At 43.5% G+C, this 21,541-nt stretch carries 16 protein-coding genes; 14 read left to right on the forward strand and 2 right to left on the reverse strand.

Translation table 11 applies throughout. The features are described from left to right. Window positions 1–41: 41 nt before the first annotated feature. From FED51_RS09930 to FED51_RS09995, 14 genes are all read left to right on the forward strand, one after another. Window positions 42–1,538, forward strand: coding sequence for an alpha-N-arabinofuranosidase (locus FED51_RS09930; protein WP_053431244.1), 1,497 nt, complete (start codon window positions 42–44; stop codon window positions 1,536–1,538). Window positions 1,539–1,657: 119 nt separating this feature from the next. Further along, window positions 1,658–2,785 (forward strand): GntR family transcriptional regulator, encoded by a 1,128-nt coding sequence (locus tag FED51_RS09935; RefSeq protein ID WP_053431243.1) that lies wholly within the window; start codon window positions 1,658–1,660, stop codon window positions 2,783–2,785. Further along, the gene (locus FED51_RS09940) at window positions 2,782–3,048 is read left to right on the forward strand and encodes a hypothetical protein (protein WP_053431242.1); all 267 of its coding nucleotides are present in this window, start codon (window positions 2,782–2,784) and stop codon (window positions 3,046–3,048) included. Before FED51_RS09935 ends, FED51_RS09940 begins: the two co-directional genes overlap by 4 nt. Before the next feature lie 38 nt (window positions 3,049–3,086). Continuing rightward, complete coding sequence (locus tag FED51_RS09945; protein WP_175414352.1) at window positions 3,087–5,354, forward strand: glycoside hydrolase family 127 protein; 2,268 nt, start codon at window positions 3,087–3,089, stop codon at window positions 5,352–5,354. Between the two features lie 288 nt (window positions 5,355–5,642). After that, window positions 5,643–8,000, forward strand: coding sequence for an arabinan endo-1,5-alpha-L-arabinosidase AbnB (locus FED51_RS21565; protein ID WP_053431241.1), 2,358 nt, complete (start codon window positions 5,643–5,645; stop codon window positions 7,998–8,000). Window positions 8,001–8,475: 475 nt separating this feature from the next. Next, window positions 8,476–10,134, forward strand: coding sequence for a sigma-54 interaction domain-containing protein (locus tag FED51_RS09955; RefSeq protein ID WP_233443916.1), 1,659 nt, complete (start codon window positions 8,476–8,478; stop codon window positions 10,132–10,134). Between the two features lie 222 nt (window positions 10,135–10,356). Continuing rightward, window positions 10,357–11,442 (forward strand): S-methyl thiohydantoin desulfurase family protein, encoded by a 1,086-nt coding sequence (locus FED51_RS09960; protein ID WP_053431239.1) that lies wholly within the window; start codon window positions 10,357–10,359, stop codon window positions 11,440–11,442. An 18-nt stretch (window positions 11,443–11,460) separates the two neighbouring features. Beyond that, window positions 11,461–12,987 (forward strand): hydantoinase/oxoprolinase N-terminal domain-containing protein, encoded by a 1,527-nt coding sequence (locus tag FED51_RS09965; protein ID WP_053431238.1) that lies wholly within the window; start codon window positions 11,461–11,463, stop codon window positions 12,985–12,987. An 8-nt stretch (window positions 12,988–12,995) separates the two neighbouring features. Next, window positions 12,996–14,339 (forward strand): cytosine permease, encoded by a 1,344-nt coding sequence (locus FED51_RS09970; RefSeq protein WP_053431237.1) that lies wholly within the window; start codon window positions 12,996–12,998, stop codon window positions 14,337–14,339. Between the two features lie 15 nt (window positions 14,340–14,354). Beyond that, on the forward strand, window positions 14,355–15,452 hold the full coding sequence (locus tag FED51_RS09975) for an S-methyl thiohydantoin desulfurase family protein (protein ID WP_053431236.1): 1,098 nt from the start codon (window positions 14,355–14,357) through the stop codon (window positions 15,450–15,452). Next, window positions 15,449–17,050, forward strand: coding sequence for a hydantoinase/oxoprolinase N-terminal domain-containing protein (locus tag FED51_RS09980; protein ID WP_053431235.1), 1,602 nt, complete (start codon window positions 15,449–15,451; stop codon window positions 17,048–17,050). The genes FED51_RS09975 and FED51_RS09980 overlap by 4 nt, the downstream gene beginning before the upstream one ends. A gap of 369 nt (window positions 17,051–17,419) precedes the next feature. Continuing rightward, on the forward strand, window positions 17,420–18,175 hold the full coding sequence (locus tag FED51_RS09985) for a GTP pyrophosphokinase (protein ID WP_053431234.1): 756 nt from the start codon (window positions 17,420–17,422) through the stop codon (window positions 18,173–18,175). Window positions 18,176–18,208: 33 nt separating this feature from the next. After that, window positions 18,209–18,658, forward strand: coding sequence for a YwnF family protein (locus FED51_RS09990; protein ID WP_053431233.1), 450 nt, complete (start codon window positions 18,209–18,211; stop codon window positions 18,656–18,658). 18 nt (window positions 18,659–18,676) lie between these two features. After that, entirely contained in the window at window positions 18,677–19,546 is an 870-nt protein-coding gene (locus tag FED51_RS09995; RefSeq protein ID WP_053431232.1) for a TetR/AcrR family transcriptional regulator, read from the forward strand. Window positions 19,547–19,843: 297 nt separating this feature from the next. Here the strand turns inward: FED51_RS09995 and FED51_RS10000 are convergent, their stop codons facing one another. Both FED51_RS10000 and FED51_RS10005 read right to left on the reverse strand, forming a co-directional pair. Beyond that, a complete protein-coding gene (locus FED51_RS10000) occupies window positions 19,844–20,431 on the reverse strand; it encodes a GrpB family protein (RefSeq protein WP_083445536.1) in 588 nt (195 codons plus the stop codon). 27 nt (window positions 20,432–20,458) lie between these two features. Next, entirely contained in the window at window positions 20,459–21,436 is a 978-nt protein-coding gene (locus tag FED51_RS10005) for a helix-turn-helix transcriptional regulator (RefSeq protein ID WP_010898050.1), read from the reverse strand. Between the last annotated feature and the right edge of the window lie 105 nt (window positions 21,437–21,541).

Here is a 21,541-nt window from a genome sequence, read left to right on the forward strand (position 1 = left end):
ATGAATCAGTATTAAAGTTGAATAAAGTGAGGAGAGGCAAGATGAAGCAATCAATTAAAGTCTATACAGATCTTGAACATGGGAAAATTAGCAAGCATATTTATGGTCATTTTTCAGAGCATTTAGGCAGGTGCATTTATGAAGGATTGTGGGTTGGAGAGGACTCACCAATCCCAAATACAGAGGGGATCCGCAACGATGTACTAGGGGCATTACAAGAGTTAAACATCCCGATCCTACGCTGGCCAGGGGGCTGCTTTGCCGATGAGTACCATTGGAAAGATGGTGTGGGGCCAAGGGAGAACCGGAAGCGAATGGTGAACACCCATTGGGGCGGTGTTGTCGAAAATAATCATTTCGGCACGCATGAGTTTATGAGATTATGTGAGCTCCTTGGCGCCGAGCCTTACATTTGTGGAAATGTCGGCAGTGGTACCGTTCAAGAAATGCAAGAGTGGGTTGAATATATGACATTTGATGGGGAATCGCCAATGGCCAATTGGCGCACAGAAAATGGGCGAGAAGAGCCTTGGGCTTTAAAATATTTTGGTGTTGGAAATGAAAACTGGGGCTGCGGGGGGCATATGCGTCCTGAATACTATGCGGATCTTTACCGACGCTATCAAACCTATGTCCGTAACTACGGAGACAATAAAATTTATAAGATTGCTGGTGGGGCCAATGTAGACGACTACCGTTGGACTGAGGTGTTGATGCGAGAGGCCGCTCATCTTATGGACGGATTAAGCCTGCATTATTACACGATTCCAGGCGATTTTTGGAAAGGCAAAGGGTCGGCCCTAGATGATCGTGAATCCGAATGGTTTAAAACGTTGAAAAAGTCGTTCCGAATGGATGAATTATTGACGAAGCATTCGACAATTATGGACCGTTATGATCCTGAAAAGCGAGTCGGCTTAATTGTCGATGAATGGGGTACATGGTTTGATGTGGAGCCAGGTACAAATCCAGGCTTCCTTTATCAACAAAATACGATCCGTGATGCGTTAGTGGCTGGCGTTCATTTTCACATTTTCCATGAGCATAACGACCGGGTTCATATGGCGAACATCGCACAAATGGTCAATGTTTTGCAGGCGATGGTGTTGACGGAAGGGGAGCAGATGCTTTTAACGCCAACCTACCATGTATTTAACATGTATAAAGTTCACCAAGATGCAACGAGGCTTGAAGTGAATGCAGACGTGGGAACTTACAAGTTCGGAGATGATGAGCTTCCGGCGGTAACCGTTTCTGCATCGAAGGATAACGAAGGTGCCATCCACGTAAGTGTTTGTCATTTAGATCCTCATCGTGATACAGATCTCACCCTTAAGCTAAGTGGGCTAAACAAGTCGTTGTCAGCATCATCTGTTTCAGTAGAACTATTAACAGCAAATGAATTAAATGCCCACAATACGTTTGAACGACCGAATGAGGTGGAGCCTGTTCCGTATGAGCCAGCTTCTGTAAGCGGACATGAGATGGAACTAAAGGTTCCGGCATCATCTGTACTCCGTGTGACAATTAGACCATAAAGGTCATTAACAGGGATTGCGGAAAAAGGAAGTAATCCCTGTTTGACCTTCAAGGAAAGGTGATTGTATCAATTATGGTATAATCATTTGTACGTATAAGTTGTCAGGTGGGATAGATGATGGAAACAAAATATAATTTTGTTAAGCAGCAAATTAAATCGAAAATTCTTGAAGGAATCGTTTTGCCTCATGGAAAGATTGGTTCCGAAAATGAGTTAATGAAAGAGTACAATGTAAGTCGACATACGGTGCGAAAAGCGATTGACGAATTAGTGAATGAAGGATGGGTATACCGGAAGCAAGGGGCTGGGACATTTTGTGCGGATCGCACAGATCAAAAAAACCCTATCGGTAAAGCGCAGCGGAAAAACATTGCCCTTATTACGACCTATCTATCTGAGTATATTTTCCCCTCGATTATTCGCGGAGCTGAAAGTATTTTGAGCGAACATGGATACCAAGTCACCATCTTTAGCACGAACAATAATCACGAACAAGAAAAACGGGTATTAGAAGCGGTTTTATCGCAAAGGTTTGATGGTTTGATCGTAGAACCAACGAAAAGTTCCATTCCAAACCCGAACATCAATTACTATTTAAATCTTGAACGTCAAGGCATTCCATATGTAATGATCAACGCTTATTACGAGGAGCTAGAGCCTTATTTCTTAGGGATGGATGATGTAAAAGGAGGCTACACGCAGACGAAGCATCTCCTTGATTTAGGCCATGAGCAAATCGTTGGTCTATTTAAAAATGATGATTTGCAAGGGGCAAAGCGGTTAAAAGGCTTTATAAAAGCACACCGGGAGCAAGGAATTGCCCTCAATCCTCAGCATATTATTACGTACACGACTGAGCAAAAGAACGCTAAGCCATTAGAGGAGCTGCATCGGATTTTTAAAGACCGTTCCCATCGGCCGACGGGGATTGTTTGTTATAATGATGAGCTTGCCCTAAAGCTACTTGATGTCATACGGGAATTTGATATCCGCGTGCCAGAAGAACTCTCTGTTGTTGGCTATGATGATTCTTTTTTATCTGTTGCCTCCGAAGTGAAGCTAACGACGATTCAACATCCAAAGGTGGAGATGGGGATCGATGCAGCAAAATTGATCATTTCCTGCATTGAACAAGAGAGAAAGGATCGATCGGCAGATGGAGAGCAATCAATCATCTATGAGCCGAAGTTAGTCGTCCGTCATTCTACTGCAGAAGCCAAAAGTGAAAAGGGTGTGGCAAAGTGAGTGGAGAACCTTTTTGCAAAAGTTGTACAGCAAGTGTCCGATTAACGAAAAAAGAGATGGATCAACTTATGGTTGAGTATGGTCAAAAAGACGGCAAGTCTCTTGTCGGAACAGGCGAATATTTTCGCCGTGTCAATCAATGCATGCAATGTCCAGACTTATTGTATGAAACGACGTGTAAATATAGCGGGATGCTCGTGCAATATATTTCCCGTTTTCAGAACAAATCGTGTCCCCATCCTGCTGGCACGAAATGGTCCTAGCCTCATGATCGGGGACCACTGTATAGAGGGTGAAATCAATCGAAAACGTAAAACTAACAAAAGGGTTATTCTATGATTCCCAGAAGAAGGGGAATGACGTTATCCTTGCTTTGGATATTGATCGTCTGCTCGCACCTTACTATGAAGCAGCAAACCTCCCACCGAAGAAACGGAGCTACGGCGGCTGGGAAGAACGGGAGATACGCGGACACTCCCTTGGACACTGGCTTTCGGCAGCTGCAGCAATGTATGAAACGACTGGAGATAAGGCGTTATTGGAGCGGATCGATCGTGCGGTTCAAGAGCTAGCCACTATCCAAGATGATGTGGGCTACGTGGGCGGAGTGAAACGCGCTCATTTTGACGAGATGTTTTCTGGAGAGTTTCAGGTAGGGCATTTTAACATTGCGGGTACATGGGTGCCTTGGTACAACCTTCATAAGCTGTTTGCCGGTCTGATTGATGTGCATCAGCTAACCGGACATTCACTCGCCCTAACAGTTGTAACCAAACTTGCTGACTGGGCAAAAAAAGGTACGGATCAGTTAACCGATGACCAGTTTCAGCGCATGTTGATTTGTGAACATGGTGGAATGAATGAAGCAATGGCCGATTTGTATACCCTTACAGGTCATAAGGATTACTTACAGCTCGCGATTCGCTTTTGCCATTGGGCGGTACTTGAGCCGCTCGCAAACGGTATAGATGAACTTGAAGGAAAGCATGCGAATACGCAAATTCCGAAAGTAATAGGCGCTGCGAAATTGTTCGAGATTACAGGCGATGATACGTACCGAGCGATCGCTGAGTTTTTTTGGCGCCAAGTCACAAACGATCGCTCCTACATCATAGGCGGCAATAGCAACAGTGAGCATTTTGGCCCGGCAAACAAGGAAACGCTAGGTGTGGAAACGGCCGAAACGTGCAATACGTACAATATGTTAAAACTAACGGAGCATCTGTTTCGCTGGAATCGCAGCTCTCAATTAATGGATTACTATGAAAAGGCTCTTTACAATCATATCCTTGCCTCGCAAGATCCTGATACAGGGATGAAAACGTATTTTGTCTCGTTACAACCTGGTCATTTCAAAGTGTACAGTTCGTTAGAAGAATCGTTTTGGTGTTGCTTCGGAACAGGCTTAGAAAACCCAGCTCGGTATACGAGAACGATTTATGATCGGGATGATCGCCATATTTATGTGAATTTGTTTATGGCTTCTGAGATTCATTTAAAAGACTTACAAGTCCAAATTCGTCAGGAAACAAATTTTCCGGAAACGGATCGAACAAAGCTTACGTTTGTGAAAGCAGATGGTGTACCGATAAAGCTCCATATTCGTGTTCCTGAATGGGTTGCAGGCCCTGTTACGGCTCGGATCAATGGAAAGGAAACCTTTTCTGAATCAGGGGCTGACTATTTAACAATCGAAAGAGAATGGCAAAAAGGGGACGAAATCGAAGTTCATTTGCCTATGGAACTCCGAATTTACGAAGCGAAGGATGATCCACATAAGGTTGGAATCATGTACGGGCCTATCGTGTTAGCAGGAACTTTCGGAAAGGATCATTTTCCAGAAACGGATATTGTCCCGAACCATTTAAGTTTACACAATCATCCGCTTATTGATGTTCCTACTCTTGTCGCTACGAAAAAAACGCCAGATCAATGGATTCATCCGGTGGAAGGAAGGCCACTTACGTTTCGCACGGCAGCTATCGGCCAACCAGGGAACGTGCAGATTACATTGATTCCTTTTTATGCTCTCCATCACGAGCGTTATACTGTTTATTGGAACTTGATGAGTGAGGTAGAATATGAAGCCTTTAAAGCGCGAAAAGAAGTAGAGAGTGATCGATTACAGGCACGTACAGTTGATGCGGTCCAGCCAGGTGAGCAACAGCCTGAAGTGGAACATCAATTAAAAGCGAATCATTCGGAAACCGGTTATCTGAATATTATGCAAAAACGGTGGCGTGATAGTCGAGGGGAAGATGGCTTCTTCTCCTATGTGATGAAGGTAAAACCAAATCAACAGATGTCTCTTCTCGTGACGTATTACGGTGGGGATCATGGTCTTTTCGTTGATGGGAAGTGGTGCGATCGCAGCTTTCGCATTCTCATTGACGAAGAAGTGATAAAAGAAGAACAGCTGTTAGGGAAAAATCCAGGCGAGACGCTAGATGTTTACTATCCGATTCCACTTGCGCTAACGGAAGGAAAGGAAGAGGTAGTCGTTACGTTCGCTTCAAAAGAAGGAACGGTGGCGGGTGGTGTTTACGGCGTCCGTATGCTATGTGATTGATGTTTATTAGGGTTTAATATAAGTGAAACAGAGTTGACTCAGTGACGAGTCAGCTCTTTTTGTTAATGTTTATGTTAATTAAGTTGGAAAGGTTAATGAAAATAATCAGCGTAGGTATTGCATAATCATAATGTTTCATATATTCTGATTATATTAAATAAAAACATAAATTAATTGATGTTTTTATGAACCTTTTAGGGAGTGAGGTGGTGTTGATACGCTTAGAAAAGGTTCAGTGATGTTTACTTTTGTAAGGGTTTTCACAAAAGAATAGGAGGTCATTTGTGAATGAAAAGAACAACCATGTATCGCTTGTTTATTGGAGTTCTCCTTCTAGCTATCATGATTCCTACAGCGAGCTTAGCTCAATCAGGAGATCAAAAGGAGGCTCCTTCCTTTACGGAGGCGTCTGTTCACGATCCTTCTGTTATTAAAGTAGAGGATACATTTTATGTATTCGGTTCCCATTTGGCTGCAGCTAAAACAGGGGATTTAAGGAACTGGACACAAATCGCAACTCATGTTCATGAAGGTAATCCATTGATTCCGAACGTATTTGAGGAATTAGCCGAAGCGTTTGAATGGGCCAATAGCAATACCCTTTGGGCGGCAGATGTCATTCAATTAGAAGATGGGCGATTTTACATGTACTATAACGCTTGCCAAGGAGATGCGCCAAGGTCAGCACTTGGTGTCGCTGTAGCAGATGATATCGAAGGGCCATACGAAAACTTAGGGGTGTTTTTAAAGTCAGGGATGTGGGGAGAAGAAAGCCCAGATGGCACGATTTATGATGCCAATGTTCATCCGAACGCTATCGATCCCCATGTATTCTTTGATGAAGAAGGAAAGCTCTGGATGGTGTATGGCTCATACTCTGGGGGAATTTTTATTTTAGAGATGGACCCTAATACAGGCTTTCCATTGCCTGGCCAAGGGTATGGCACTCATTTAATGGGAGGAAACCATAGCCGGATCGAAGCGCCCTACATTCACTACGACAAAGAAACTGAGTATTATTACCTGTATGTCACATTCGGTGGACTTGATTCAACCGGTGGCTATAACATGCGCGTAGCTCGCTCGAAGCAGCCGGATGGACCGTATGTGGATGGAGAAGGACATTTGATGAGCGAAGTAAGAGGAGCTCCGGGCACGCTTTTTGATGATGCCTCGATTGAGCCATATGGTGTGAAACAGATGGGGAACTTCTTATTCAAGCGTGAGTTAGGAGAGCGAGGAACAGGGAGCGGAACAGGATATGTCTCTCCAGGGCATAACTCCGTTTACTACGATGATGAGGTAGACAAGATTTTTTTATTTTTCCATACACGCTTTCCTGAGCGTGGAGAAGCACATGAAATTCGCGTCCATCAAATGTTTATGAATCGGAAAGGTTGGCCGGTGATCGCTCCTTATCGCTATACAGGGGAGTCGCTTGAAAAGGTAAAAGCCAAAGAAGTTATCGGTGACTATCAATGGATCAATCACGGAAAAGAGATTTCAGCTGAAATAAAGGAGTCGGTCACAGTTCGATTAGAGAAAAATCATAAGGTCTTAGGCGATGTGACTGGGAAGTGGAAAAAAGTCGGGGATTATCATGTGGAACTACAGATTGACGGAGAGACCTATTATGGTGTATTTCTTCGCCAATGGGATCCGGTAGCTGAACGTGAGGTCATGACATTTACTGCTCTTTCTGAAGAAGGGATTGCTATTTGGGGGAGTCAGTTAGAGGAAAAAACGGATAACGAGATCGTGGATGCGGTGTATGATGATTTAACTTTAGAAGGAACGATAATAAGTGATGTCGAACTGCCAACAAGTGGGATGCGGCAAACGACCATCGCTTGGTCGTCCTCTCATGAGGAGGTCCTTTCATCATCTGGTAAGGTGAATCGTCCTGAAATTGGGGAAGACGATGTGGTCGTGTCACTAACCGCTACTATATCAAAAGGGAGTGCAGAGCGGATCAAAACGTTTGAGCTCGTTGTGCCTGGGCAACCGGAAGGCGGATTAGTTGCTCACTATCCTCTAAATGGGACGTTAGAAAATGCAGTGGATGATGCTCGATTTGGTTCTGGCACAGTAACGGGAAATCGCATTGACAATCCAGGTGGAACGATTGCGTTTGAACAAGGGATAGACGGGGAGGCAGCTGTTTTTGACGGGACTATGGGCATCCGCCTACCAAATGGTCTCATATCAAGAAATACGTACACCGTCTCATTTTGGCTCAATCCTGAACATCTGACGGAGTTTACGACCGCTTTCTTCGCAGCAAGGTCAGAACATCATTGGCTTAGCTTCGTACCAAGGGGCCACAGTGGGGTGAACCATGATACGATGCTTTGGGCCGGTAGCGCTCAATGGTATGACGCAGGAACGGGAGTAAAGTTACCGGTTGGCGAATGGAGCCATGTTGCTTTCTCGGTAGATAACGGAGAGATCGTCATCTATCTGAACGGCGAGGAACGGTTTAGAGGGGAGAACTTCCCGAATCTCTTTACAACACCAAATGCATACTTCGCTTTGGGGGTTAATCATTGGGACGCGCCTTTTCAAGGAATGATAGATGAGCTGCGCATTTATGATGGAGTAGCTTTAACGAGAGAGGAGATCGTACATCTAGCCAAGCAAAAATAAGAAAGTAGGCTCGCTATGACGAACGTTCGTAGCGGGTCTTTTTACATTCAATTCACTTCAGTAAAGATTAAACGTAGAAGAAAAAACGGATTTTGGCGAAAAGCTTTCTAAACATTTAAGAAGAGAATGCGATAGGCTTCTCTCATAAGAATTGGCGATTCTAGAAAAACGAGTTTCTTCAAAGAAAGTTAAAGTCAAATAAGAGGTTTCGTGATAATCTGCATTTCTTCCTAAAAAGGGTGATTTTTGTTGTAAAATGAAAAAAGATGAAGATTTCCCGTAGTTAAAAATCAGTGGAGGGTTCTTTTATCCTTTAGTGAATGTTACCTGTGTTCATTTCACATTGACTAAGTCTTTCTTATGCTGCTGTGCTTTGAAATGGGGGTCTTAGCGCTAAATATACGGGAAAGATCTCGTTTACGCTCTAAGGAACAAAAAAGTTGCTTAATAGAAAGGGAGATTGACATTGGATCAGATGATCATGGATATATGTGATTTATATGAGCATAAGTTCCCTGTTCAGATTACGTATGTACCTCTCCATTCGACTCAAGAGCATGCGGTTGTTACTCAAGAATTGATTGATTCTATCGTTAAAACAGGCTTCCCTATTTTTTTGGCTGAAAAGGAGCGAGTAGAAGATAGCCATCGTCATGGAGAATGGATTTTGCCGATTCGACTTCAACTCAAAGTGGTCGGATTATTGTGGGTCATGTTTACAAGTGGGAAAAAGATCCCCTTCAACGAAATCGAGCAAGTCGTGGCGATGATCGAGACGTATCTGAGTATGGAGGAAAAACAACGTCAATACACGGTAGAGAATAGAAAGTTACGGCAGGAATTAAAAGGGTTTCTTGAGTTTGAAGATAAACCCCTTCTCTTATTGGACAGACAAGGAATAGTGACGGAATGCTCAGCAGGGGTCCAAACTGTTCTAGGGCTGAATCGATCGCGACTTTTAGGCGAGACGATTGAACGGTTAACCTCGGAAAAGGTCAAGGTTGACGTAACGAACGTATTCAAACCATCCTTTCAAACAGTAGAAATGAAGCTGGAGGGGAAAAGAGAAAAATGGCATGTGCAAATTAAGCCAACTTACGTTCAAGGTGAGGTCGTATCGTTTATGATCAAGTTTTTAAAGAAAGAAACAAATCAATTCAAACAATCGAAGGACCTTCTCTATTCGTTCCAAGATATTATCGGGAGTAGTGAGGCGATTCATTTTGCCCGAGAGATGGCTCGCCGTATCGCAGGTCAAGACATTACGATCCTTTTGCGAGGTGAAAGCGGCACGGGAAAAGAGATGTTTGCACAGGCTGTTCATCGTAAAAGTCAGCGGGCGCAAGGCCCATTCGTTGCAATTAACTGCGCCGCCATTCCGGATAATTTACTGGAAAGCGAATTGTTTGGCTACGAAAGCGGTGCATTTACCGGTGCGCAACGCCAAGGAAAAGCAGGGAGGTTTGAGCTAGCACATGGCGGAACGATTTTTTTAGATGAGATCGGTGATATGTCCCTTCATCTACAGGCGAAGCTTTTGCGAGTATTGCAGGAGCGTAAGGTTGAGCGTGTCGGCGGGACACAAAGTGTTTATGTCGACGTGCGTATCATTGCAGCTACACATCGAAACTTGGAGGAGATGGTGCAGAAAAAAACGTTTCGTGAAGACTTGTATTATCGTTTAAATGTGATCCCAATCACAATCCCGCCTGTAAGAGAACGGAAAGAAGACTTACCTATTTTAATCGAGTATTTTATGAAACGTCTATCAAATAAAGAAAAAAAGCAACCGAAATATTTTTCGAAGGATGCGTATGACTTAATTTTTCGATATCCTTGGCCGGGAAATGTACGTGAAATTGTCAATATGGTAGAACACGTGATTTATTTGGAAACGGGAGACCTTATCACGGCCGATAGTTTACCAGCCTATTTGAAAATAAAGGAAGGGAAAGCTACTTCTCAGCTGCAAATAAACGTAGCCCCTCACGGTGAGGAGTCGTTTAAACAACAAGTTCTTCACCTGCTGGATGTTTATGGTCGGCATACGGAAGGAAAAAAACGAATTGCGAAGGAGATGGGCATTAGCCTCCCAACACTTTACCGCAGGTTGAAAAAACTGAAAATTAGATAAATATTGAGAATTATTGAGAAAAATCGATAAAATCAACAGTTCATCGACAATATTCGGTGTTTTTAAAAGTCGGATTCTCACAATCTTTATACAAATTTGTAAGATTTAAGTGTTTTATTCGAAAAAGATCGAGCGATAAATTCCCTTGGCTTAGGAATATTTATAAAAATTAGCAAAGTTGGCACGAAACTTGCAAATATTTTTGATAGAAGGGGCGTAGAAATGAGTTGGTTCATATCGAGAAAAGATATTGCTTATATTTCGAGAGGAGCTAAGCTACTCGGATGTGGAGGTGGTGGAGATACAAAGACTACCCAAAGGCTTCTAGAATCGATCATGAAGGAAGACGATCAAATTAACGTCTTGCAATATGAAGACCTTACAGAACAGGTTGTCGCTACAGTTTGCTTCGCCGGTTCTCCTATCCTTTATGAAGAACAACTTCCTAGAGGCGATGAGGGGCAAATGGTTTTTCAGGAGTATCAATTAAAAACAAACAAAAAAATCGATGCTGTTATTTCGGCTGAGATTGGCGGGATGAATGCGTTAATTCCTCTCGTTGTCGCCTTACAAATGGGGTGTGCTGTCGTTGATGGAGACGGTATGGGACGGGCATTTCCAGAGTTTACAATGACCACCTTTTATATGCACGGCCTTCCGATAAGCCCATTGATTCTATTAACACGGGATGGCAAACAGCATCTGATTGAAGGCGCGGCAAATGATCGGATCGTACGAGACAATCGACAACTTCTAAACATGCACGGGGGATTCGGTCATTTTATTTGTTGTGGAGCAGACGCTAACGTTGTAAAAAATATGATGGTCTCAGGTACATTAAAACTCGCATATCGTCTCGGACGAGCGATGGAACAAGATCAATTGTCAGCAGCAGCAGGTTGGACTGCGGTGGAAGATGAATGGGAAAATTCCATATATGGTAAGCCTACTTTGCTAATCAAGGGGACGGTTGAGTCTGTCGTTCGAACGTTTGATCAAGAACAGATCGTTGGAGAGTTGACGATTATCGGAAAACAACGATTTATTGGAACAACGCTTACAGTTTCTTTTCATAATGAATTTATAGCAGTGAAGAAAGAGGGACAGTATCTTGTTATGGTGCCAGATTTAATTATTATTGTTAACGCAAAAACGTTTTTGCCTTATACGACAAACGAGATTCAGCGTGGAATGTCAGTTCTTATCTATGCCATTCCAGCGCCAAACGTTTTAAGACAAAAGCAAATGATTGATCATGTCGGCCCACAAGCTTACGGATTGGACGTATCCTACGAACCTTTCTTCTAAAAAAGGTAGGTGAACAAGATGAGGATAGGCATTAATGTAGGTAGCACCCAAGTTGATGCTGTCATTCTCTCTAAGCATGGAAAAGTCGTGGCCGCCTCCGAAACGGTGATTCAAGATGATGAGACAGTCTTAGCAATTAAAGAAGCACTTGTTTCACTCATCCGTTATTTGCGCGACACAGATGAAGTAAGAGGGGTGTTTATCGGCGCAACGAGTGAATGCCAAGAAGTCAAACTTGGAAAAGGCCTTGCTAAAACAGGATTGATTCGATTGAACCGATATCAGTCGCAAATTCAACCGTTAATGAAGTGGCCAAAGGCTCTTTCCGATCATGTTGTTTACACTCAGTCCGTTGAAATTGGTGAAGAACTCGATTGGTTTAATTATTTTCAAGAGTCACTTGCTCGCTTAAAAGAAGCCGAAGTGGAAGCGATTGCGGTGGTAGGTGCGTTCTCTCCAATGGATAACTGCTCCGAGCAGCTAGTGAAAGAAAGTCTTAATTATCATCTTCCGTCCATTCCAGTCACGATGTCCCATACGATAGGGAGTATTGGATTTCTTGAACGAGAAAATGCTGCTGTTTTAAATGCGCTGCTTTCAAAGAAAATGAAAAACACACTTAAAGGAGTGAAAGATTTTTTAAGTTCGCTCGGGTTTCACTGTCCTTTATGGGTAACAAGAAACGATGGATGTTTGATGACAATAGAAGAAGCCATTGAATTTCCTGTTTTAACGCTTGGTTCTGATTCGGCAAATAGTTTTCGCGGAGGGGCATTTCTTGCAAAGGAGCGTTCTTGTATAGTGGTTCATGTCAGTGAGGGGATAACGAAAATCGGGACGATGATCCAAGAGAGATTCGAGGAAAGCCATAGCCAAACCTATGTTTTCGGAATTCCGACAAATTTACGAATGCCTCATTCGATCGTTCTACCTTTAGGAGAGGAAAAGCAGGGGGCGCTTGGTCATGATATTCGTCACGGGAATCCTAGCGAAAAGACCTTAAGGGAAGAAGTGCTTATCTCTGAAAGGAAAGGCGTATCGTTAGCTGAAAGGCATGCAGGGTCGTCTGCCAGCAATCTAGAAGACCAACAAGAAATGTGGTCCACGTTAAAGCAGTCAGAGCTTGATCGAGAGGCGATGACACAATATGTGGAGCGAGTGAATGACTCAATTGAGGAGCTTCAAATTTATGACCAAGAATTACCTATTGTTGTTGTAGGCAGTGGGGCGCCATGTATGATGCAGCGGCTGCAAAGTCAAACAAGGGAGGTCGTTGCACCGTTTGGCTATCAAAGGTGCCATGCTGTTGGAGCTTGTCTTGGAATGGTGAGCGCAGAAGTTGATCAAGTGTACCACCTTAAGGATCAAACGAAAGCAGAAGTCATTGAGGAGGCGAAGGAGAAAGCGATAAAAGAAGCAGAACGCAAAGGGGCATTTCCTGACACGATTTCCATCGAACAAGTGGAGGAATATCCGTTTGACTATTTGCAAGGCGAAGTGATTCGGATACGAGTTAAAGCGGTTGGGCAAGTCAAAGACTCATGAATGGAGGAATGAATGTGAACAAACAAAGCGAAGCCCGAAAGATTGATGATTTTGAACGAATGCCGGTTCCAGAAGAACATCGGAAAGGTTGGATTCATCTTTCACTTGTATGGCTCGGGATTGCGATTGCCTTATCGGCTACTGTTCTTGGTGGGACGTTAGGTGGCGGTTTAACACTAGGTCAGGCCATATTAGCGACAATGCTTGGGGCGCTTGTCCTTTCAATCGTTAGTGCATGCTGTAGCGTCGTTGGTGCACGCACCGGTCTTTCAACAGGTCTTGTCTCAAAATTTACCCTCGGTACCTATGGCGCTTATGTTGTTTCGGCTGTTATTGCAATAGCTTTATTCGGTTGGTTTGGAGTTCAGCTCGATTTATTTGGGACAAGCTTTCAACAAGTCATCATGAATGTTTTTGGTTTGAACATTCCTAAAATACTACTTGTCATTATCGGAGGAATTCTCATGACCTCTACGGCCGTCATCGGATACAAGGCGATTGAAAAATTAAGTAAGGCGGCCGTTCCTCTTATGGGTTTACTACTCATCGCTTCGTTATGGCGTGTTCTATCTACACAACAATGGAGCGATGTAGTAAACGCGCCAATGACTGGTGACCCACTGCCGCTCGGGATTGCGATCTCACTCGTGATCGGCTCATTCGCAGTAGGAGCTGTCATTGGACCAGATATCGCTCGGTATGCAAAAACGCCAAAAGATGCGGTTATTGGCTCTTTTTCAGGGTTTCTCGTCGGGTTTAGTGCAGTCTTGATTGTTGCAGCGATTTTAGCTAAGGCAACAGGGGAAGTCGACATTGTGGCGATCATGCTAGGGCTCGGCTGGGGAACGTTCGCCATGCTGATCCTGATTCTTGCCCAATGGACAACGAACGACAACAACTTGTACTCAGCGGCGCTCGGCTTTTCTGTCATTTTTAAAAATATCCCGAAAGCTAAGCTAACCATAGGGGCCGGGATCATCGGTACACTAATGGCCGTGTTTGGAATTTATGATAATTTCATTCCATTTCTCATCTTCCTAAGTGCGCTTATCCCTCCGATTGGCGGTATTTACGTTGCCGATTATCTTTTAAACAAAGGGAAATATTCATTTGCAAATCTTTCGAACATGAAAATGATCAACCCTATAGGTGTCACGACATGGATGATCGCATCACTGTTTGCCTTTATGACCACACCTTCTCCAAATGGCTTCGGTTTCTTTTCCTTTACAAATGCACCTGGGCTTGATGCCTTTATCGTTGCTTTTGTCTTACAGCTAGCCCTCGTAAAGCTATTTGCAAGACAGGAAACCGTTATCGAAACAGGAACACGTCAGGCAAATTCAAATTAAGGAGCGTGTCACGACATGAGATGGTTAGGAAAACAGGAGATTGAAGACATTGCTGTCGGAGCGGCGCTATTAGGAACAGGGGGCGGGGGAGATCCTTACATTGGCAAGCTAATGGCCCTACAAGCGATTGAGGAGTATGGACCTATTCAACTATTAAGTGTGGATGAAATCGAAGATGAAGCGGTTGTTGTCCCATCCGGAATGATGGGAGCCCCTACTGTTATGATCGAAAAAGTGCCAAACGGGGAAGAGGCGATCGCAGCTTTTCAAACGTTGGAACAATATTTAGGGAAAAAAATTTTTGCCACGATGCCCATCGAAGCTGGAGGGATCAATTCATTGTTACCTCTTGCGCTCGCCGCCAGGCTCGGATTGCCAGTCGTCGATGTAGATGGAATGGGACGGGCCTTTCCGGAGCTCCAGATGGTGACGTTTTATCTTGATGGCATTTCAGCCACACCGCTCGTTATTGCTGATGAAAAAGGGAATCATTCGGTTTTAAATACAGTGAACAATATGTGGGCTGAACGGATTGCAAGAGCGGCTACGATCCAGATGGGCGGCTCAGTGATGATGGCGATTTATCCAATGGTCGGAAAACAATTAAAGGAGAGCGGCATTCACCACATTTTAAAGCTTGAGGAAGACATTGGCCGAATCATTCGTGAGGCGAAAGGAACGAACGCTAAGCCTATCGCAGAAGTGTTAAGCCTTGTTGGCGGCTTCGAATTGTTTAAAGGAAAAGTTGTCGACATCAACCGTAAAACAGAAAGTGGGTTTGCCAGAGGAACGGCTCACATTCAAGGATTTGATCTGTATCATGATCAAACATTAGAAATAAAATTTCAAAATGAGCACCTTCTTGCAAAAACGCCTGATCGATTATTATGTGTAACACCTGACCTGATTGCTATCCTTGATTCAGAAACAGGCCTACCGATCACGACTGAGGGATTAAAATATGGAGCGAGATGTGTCGTGATCGGGATTCCGTGTCATCCAAAATGGCGGACGGCCAAAGGCATTGAAACATGTGGGCCTGCCTATTTTGGCTATGATGTGGACTACGTACCTGTTGAGGACTTAGTCAAGGAAGGGGCGCAGACAAAATGACAAGCTACCGAATTGGGATTGATGTAGGTGGTACCCATACAGATGCGGTGTTGTTAGATGAGACCAATCAGGTTATGGCAGAAACGAAAGCACCGACGACGGAAGATGTGAGCCGAGGTATTTATCAGGCGATGAGAGACGTGATTGAATCTGCCCAAGTCGATCGAACCCGGATCGATTATGCCATGCTCGGTACGACTCACTGCACAAATGCAATCGTGGAAAGGAAGCGGTTAAACACAGTTGGGATTATTCGCATTGGTGCTCCTGCAACGCTTGCGGTAAAGCCGCTCATTGGGGTACCTGACGACCTGCGTACCCTGCTAGGGAAGCATGTCTATATTGTAAGTGGCGGACATGAGTTTGACGGACGGGAAATCGCTTCTTTGGATGAGGATCACCTTTATGAGATTGCTCATGAAATTAAAGGGGCTGTCGATTCTGTTGCGATTACGTCTGTCTTTTCTCCTGTTTCAGACAACCATGAAGTGAGGGCAGCGGAAATAATCCGTGAAGTTCTTGGAGAGGCTATCCCTATTTCATTGTCAAAGGAAATTGGCAGCGTAGGTTTATTAGAAAGGGAGAATGCAACCATTTTAAACGCCTCTGTCGTCAATGTGGCGCAGGCAACCGCTGAAGGCTTTGTCGCAGCTTTAAAGGAAGAAGGAATTGAGGCCAACGTTTTCTTTGGTCAAAACGATGGAACGTTAATGTCTGTTGAATACGCGAAGAAATACCCGATTTTAACGATTGCTTGCGGACCGACGAACAGCTTGCGAGGCGCTTCTTTTTTAACAGGAAAAGAGAATGCGATCGTCGTTGATGTCGGCGGGACAACGACCGATATTGGTGTGCTCGCTCAATCTTTTCCACGTGAATCATCCCTCGCTGTAGAAATTGGCGGAGCCCGGACAAATTTTCGTATGCCGGATTTAGTGTCGATCGGTTTAGGTGGAGGGACGATCATCAGAGTGAATGAAACGGACGGGACTTTTACCATTGGTCCAGAAAGCGTGGGCTATCGGCTCCCAGAAAAAGGGCTCGTGTTTGGTGGTGACACATTGACGACAACAGATGTGGTCGTCGCCCTTGGCAGAGCCAATATCGGTGACCGTTCAAAAGTGGCACACTTAGACAAAGAGCTGCTTAGACGAATCTATGACCAAATGGTCGAGATGGTTGAAATGGCGGTCGATCAAATGAAAACGAGTAGTGGGGATGCTCCAGTCATTTTAGTCGGTGGTGGCAGTATTTTATTGCCTGATCAATTACGAGGTGCCTCCGAAGTGATGAAGCCTGAGCATTTAGGTGTTGCGAATGCTATTGGTGCGGCCATTGCTCAAGTAAGTGGACAAATTGAACGAGTGTTTTCCCTTGATGAGCGCGGGCGTGAGCAAACACTTGCGTATGCGAAGGACTTAGCAAGGGAAGAAGCGATAAAAGCAGGGGCAGATCCTAGTGATTTGACGATTGTTGACGTGGAAGATGTTCCGCTCGCTTATTTGCCGGGAAACGCCACGCGAATAAGGGTGAAAGCAGCAGGACCATTAGGGAGTGCATCAGCTGAGCAGTACGAAAAGGGAAACGTCATTCTGTAAGACGTTTGCTTACATCTGCCGCTCTGGCTTTTTCGTTACATTTTAACCCTTGCTAAATTGAATAAAGGAGCTGAAAAGACCTAGGCGCAAATTTTTACATGAGCCAGGTCTTTTTTACACTTAAAAAATGACGTGCTATCAAGGCTATATCCTATTTTGGCAGTTAGAGTAATCAACGGCTAGTCAAACTTGAAATAGGGCTAGCTGTATACCGTTATTTTTGTGAATTCTGTCACAAAAATGCCATGTAGGGTATCTCATTATGGGTGATTTTTCGACAACAATCGATTAAAATAATCGTGTATGACCCATTGGTCAAAGATTATTGAACCATTGTTCGGATGATCGCCCTTGAGGAGGAAAAGGCTTATGACTAAATATGAACTAAATGTGAAACAATTAAAAATACTGAAAACAGAACTTACACGTTTTATGATGTCTTATAAATTTGCTTTACAAGAGCTTAACACAAAGATAGATATCCTAAAGCAGGAATTTCAATACATTCATGATTACAATCCGATTGAGCATGTGTCATCAAGGGTCAAATCACCGGAGAGTATTGTAAGTAAGATTCAACGAAGGGGTAACGACTTTACGCTGGAGTCCATTCGAGAGAATGTTCGTGATATTGCAGGAATTCGTATTACATGTTCGTTCGAATCGGATATTTATACGCTCAGTGAACAATTGATGCAGCAACATGACATTACGGTCATTGAAACGAAAGATTATATTAAAAACCCGAAGCCAAACGGTTACCGCAGTCTCCATTTAATTTTATCGATTCCGATTTTCATGTCTGACCGGGTGCAGGATGTCTATGCAGAAGTACAAATCCGAACGATCGCCATGGATTTCTGGGCAAGCTTAGAACATAAAATTTACTACAAATACAACAAAAATGTGCCTGAGCATTTGTTGAAAGAATTAAAGGATGCAGCAGAATCAGCTGCGCTCTTAGATCAAAAAATGGAGAAGATTCAGCATGAAATGAGTGCCTGGAAGGATCGACAAACCGATGAGGATGAACGCTACGAATTAATCATTGATAATGAAATCTTCAGTCTTCCGAATGAATCGATTTTAGTTAATTTGATGCCCCCGTCTTCATTGCGTGATTAATCCTTCAAATGTTTATGATGAGGAGGAATACTTATGTTACGAAAGCAAGACAAAATGACACTTCATGTGAAAAAAGAGTTTGAGCGAATGCAGCTCCAGCTTGCCCCGATTATTCGTAAAAGCACGATTTATAGCTTCATCTCTATTCCGCTTCTTTCATTTGCCCTATTTAATTTATTCCTCTTTTTGTTTAACGGGGAGTTGCCTATACAGGACTTCACGATTGCGATTGCCATTTTCTGTTTAATGGGTGCATTCGGATTGGCACTTTTTAAAGAGTCGATGCATAAAAACAAAGAATTTATCGACTCCAGTATTACCTATATTAAAGATCGGATCGCCACAAGCTCTTATGTTCCAGACCAGGCAAAGGAACGGTATCTTCATGATATTAAAGAAGATCCGCGGCAAGTATTTTGGGTTTTTCAGCAGTTTCTTGAGCAGGAGGAGCGGATAAAGCGGTTGGATGAGGTTGATGACTAACTAGAGAGAGGGAGAAACATGCGAGAGAAAGAACGATTGATTATCGAACGAGCGATGAGGCTTTTTATTGAAAAAGGCTTTGTCGCAACTTCAATTCAAGAAATTGCTTCAGCATGTGGAATGGCTAAAGGTTCACTATATTCTTATTTTTCATCAAAGGAGGATATCCTTCTAGCAGCGTTACGAATGTACTTTCAAGCCGTTCAGTCAGAGCTGATGTCGTTCCAACAGCTAGGGAAAGATCCGAGGGAGGTTTTTTGCCAGCAGCTTTCTTATCTATTAGACCATATTTCAAGCCACAAGGAATTTGTCGATGATCAGCTGTTGCAACAAAGTGTGAGGATTCCTGAAAAAGTACGAAAATTTTTAATCACAAAGCACTATGAACTTCATGCCTTTTATTTGCATGGGCTTCGAGCGATTTACGGGCATGAGGCAAAGCCGTATATCCATGATTTAGCGATCATGCTAGATGGCATGCTACGATCATATATGAAAATTCTCATTCTCAATGAACAGACATTCTCAAGTGATGATTTAGTCGCATTTCTCTTGAATAGAGTTGATGATCTATATCAAGGTCTATGTGCAAATGAAGAAAAACCGATGATGTCTGAAATTCAAATGCACCGAATTTCCAAAAGGGTTCGTGCTTTCGTAAAAGAGGATGAGGACTCTATTGCCCAGTTAATTCACGGAATGAAGCAAACGCTATCGACTATCCCAAATAGCGATGACGCACTTTTGTCGATCCACGTGATTGAAGAAGAGTTGGAGAATGATTATCCTCGTTATCCCGTCATCAAAGGAATGCTTTCTAACTTAGTGGGAATAAAAGAACTTGAATCGTTCGTAAAAGAATTAAAGCGACAAATGGCATTAAAGTAGTCAAGGGGGGTGTCTCAGAAGCACCTTGAACCATAAAATCGGTTGGACCGCAGTAAACGGTCCAACCGATTTTTGTGTTGATGTGTTTCTTTGGTTTCTTCTTCATCCCCTAGACAAGTAGACAGCTAAAAAAGTTTGGGAGCTAGCGTGCATCAATGCTCATTCGCGCGTTAATTATTTGTGGAGAAAGTTGGATTCTTCATTACTTTATTAAAACACCCAATTGTTGATTAAGAGTTACCTCACCAATTGGCATCCTAATAAAAAGGCTGAATATTGGAAATCACAGGGGCATGATCATGTTGCGTTTGCTCGCTCCATGATTTCTTGGACAATCGAGCTTTTAGCATCTGCGTAGTGTTGCACTTGTCGCCATTCATGCTGAGCAAGTTTGCGTTTAACACGAGCGTAGTTGTCCCGGTCTGAATTGTTGGCCCGTAACCAATCTCGGAAGCGCAACATTCGATCAATCTCGGATGTTCCTTTGCTGAATACGTGTAGGTTGATGTCTGTATCAGGTCCTTTGAAAACACGGTGCTCAAACCAATCAGGTTCACGAATACGTAACGTATAGCCGACTTTCTCTAAGTCGGGAACATAGGTCGTTTCGTCAGCAGAATCAGTCACAACGAGTAGGATATCAATGATGGGCTTGGCACATAGTCCCGGCACTGAAGTTGATCCTACGTGTTCTACTTGTAATGCCTTGTTGCCAAGTACTGAACGTATTCGTTTAGCTTCTCGGTCGAATAGTTTAGGCCAACGTGGATCATATTCCAAGAGAGTAATGGAGGCATTATGAGGCTTAAGCTCTCCAACCGTAACCTCTTGGAGTTCTTCATCAGTTCTAGGCGTTGAATTTGAACTATCCTTCATTGGTGGCATTTAAACGACCTCCTTCATGATTATGTTTTAGAAAGACTTTTGAGGTAACCCCTCCTTTTCTCCATTATACTTAGAAAGTAGTTCACGTAACGACTTTTTTATGAGAGTCACAAGTTGTACAGGCTGTTTGACAGTTGCGTCATGGCCGAACCCGATAAAATAGTAGGAGAAATAGGGAACCTCGCTTTCAGGGAAGGGACCTTCAAGCCAACCTGACCCATCTTGACGAATGTGTAGGTGAGGTTTCAGCCATTGTTCGGCAACACATCGTTGAACGCCGTCTTGCGACAGTTCCACATAGAAATCGAGAACGTTTCTTTCTTGTTTCATATAGGACTGCCAATTCCCTAGATGAACATGCCGAAAGTTTAAAGGGTTGTTTGTTGTTTGCTCGGTTACATATGTGATCCGATCACAGCGAAAAAGACGCATGTCCTCTCGTAAAAAACAATAAGAAGGACAATACCAGAAACCATCTCGTGCATAGACCCCAATCGGTTGGATTTCTCGTTTTGTCTTCTCCTGGCTCGTTTCATATTCGATGGATACTACGTTCTGTTTAATCGCTGCATCAAGCAAGGTTGGCAAATACGGTGTAGCCAATGGTCTCATCGGGGTTTCAAAATCAAACCGATTTTTCAATTGATCGATCCGCTCTTTAACGTCTTCTGGCATGTACGAATAGAACTTATGATTAACAGAGGAAGATTCCGCTTGGAATGGAAGGGCTGAAAAGTGGCGTAGGGCATGGACGGTAAAGAAGATGGCGACCGCTTCTTCCTCTGTAAATGCAATAGGTGGCAGTACTCGCTCATTGAGTACTTCATAACCGCCATGAGGGCCTACCTCTGAATATAAAGGCACTCCAAGCTCACTTAATTCCTGTAAATCTCTTAAAATCGTTCGTGATGAAACACTAAATTCCTCGGCAAGTTCCTTCACTGTAAATCTCCGCTTTCGGTTGATAACCATCATTAGCTCCATGAGGCGTTTCGCTTTTGACATGATGTTCCCACCTTTTCTCCGTAACTATGACAAGTTTTGTCACTATTATATGCTAGACTTTACCTTGTGAACAGAAAAATGTCAGCTTGGTCGCTAAAGGAGGGC

The organism is Halalkalibacterium halodurans, assembly GCF_005671335.1.
Taxonomy (GTDB): Bacteria; Bacillota; Bacilli; order Bacillales; family Bacillaceae_D; genus Halalkalibacterium; species Halalkalibacterium halodurans.

Bases quoted from the DNA above. Each gene is read 5' to 3' on its own strand.
- FED51_RS10005 (WP_010898050.1), bottom strand. From the start codon at position 21,436: ATGTCAAAAGCGAAACGCCTCATGGAGCTAATGATGGTTATCAACCGA.
- FED51_RS09995 (WP_053431232.1), top strand. From the start codon at position 18,677: ATGCGAGAGAAAGAACGATTGATTATCGAACGAGCGATGAGGCTTTTT.
- FED51_RS09975 (WP_053431236.1), top strand. From the start codon at position 14,355: ATGAGATGGTTAGGAAAACAGGAGATTGAAGACATTGCTGTCGGAGCG.
- FED51_RS21565 (WP_053431241.1), top strand. From the start codon at position 5,643: ATGAAAAGAACAACCATGTATCGCTTGTTTATTGGAGTTCTCCTTCTA.
- FED51_RS10000 (WP_083445536.1), bottom strand. From the start codon at position 20,431: ATGCCACCAATGAAGGATAGTTCAAATTCAACGCCTAGAACTGATGAA.
- FED51_RS09985 (WP_053431234.1), top strand. From the start codon at position 17,420: ATGACTAAATATGAACTAAATGTGAAACAATTAAAAATACTGAAAACA.
- FED51_RS09965 (WP_053431238.1), top strand. From the start codon at position 11,461: ATGAGGATAGGCATTAATGTAGGTAGCACCCAAGTTGATGCTGTCATT.
- FED51_RS09970 (WP_053431237.1), top strand. From the start codon at position 12,996: ATGAATGTGAACAAACAAAGCGAAGCCCGAAAGATTGATGATTTTGAA.
- FED51_RS09930 (WP_053431244.1), top strand. From the start codon at position 42: ATGAAGCAATCAATTAAAGTCTATACAGATCTTGAACATGGGAAAATT.
- FED51_RS09990 (WP_053431233.1), top strand. From the start codon at position 18,209: ATGTTACGAAAGCAAGACAAAATGACACTTCATGTGAAAAAAGAGTTT.
- FED51_RS09955 (WP_233443916.1), top strand. From the start codon at position 8,476: ATGATCATGGATATATGTGATTTATATGAGCATAAGTTCCCTGTTCAG.
- FED51_RS09960 (WP_053431239.1), top strand. From the start codon at position 10,357: ATGAGTTGGTTCATATCGAGAAAAGATATTGCTTATATTTCGAGAGGA.
- FED51_RS09980 (WP_053431235.1), top strand. From the start codon at position 15,449: ATGACAAGCTACCGAATTGGGATTGATGTAGGTGGTACCCATACAGAT.
- FED51_RS09935 (WP_053431243.1), top strand. From the start codon at position 1,658: ATGGAAACAAAATATAATTTTGTTAAGCAGCAAATTAAATCGAAAATT.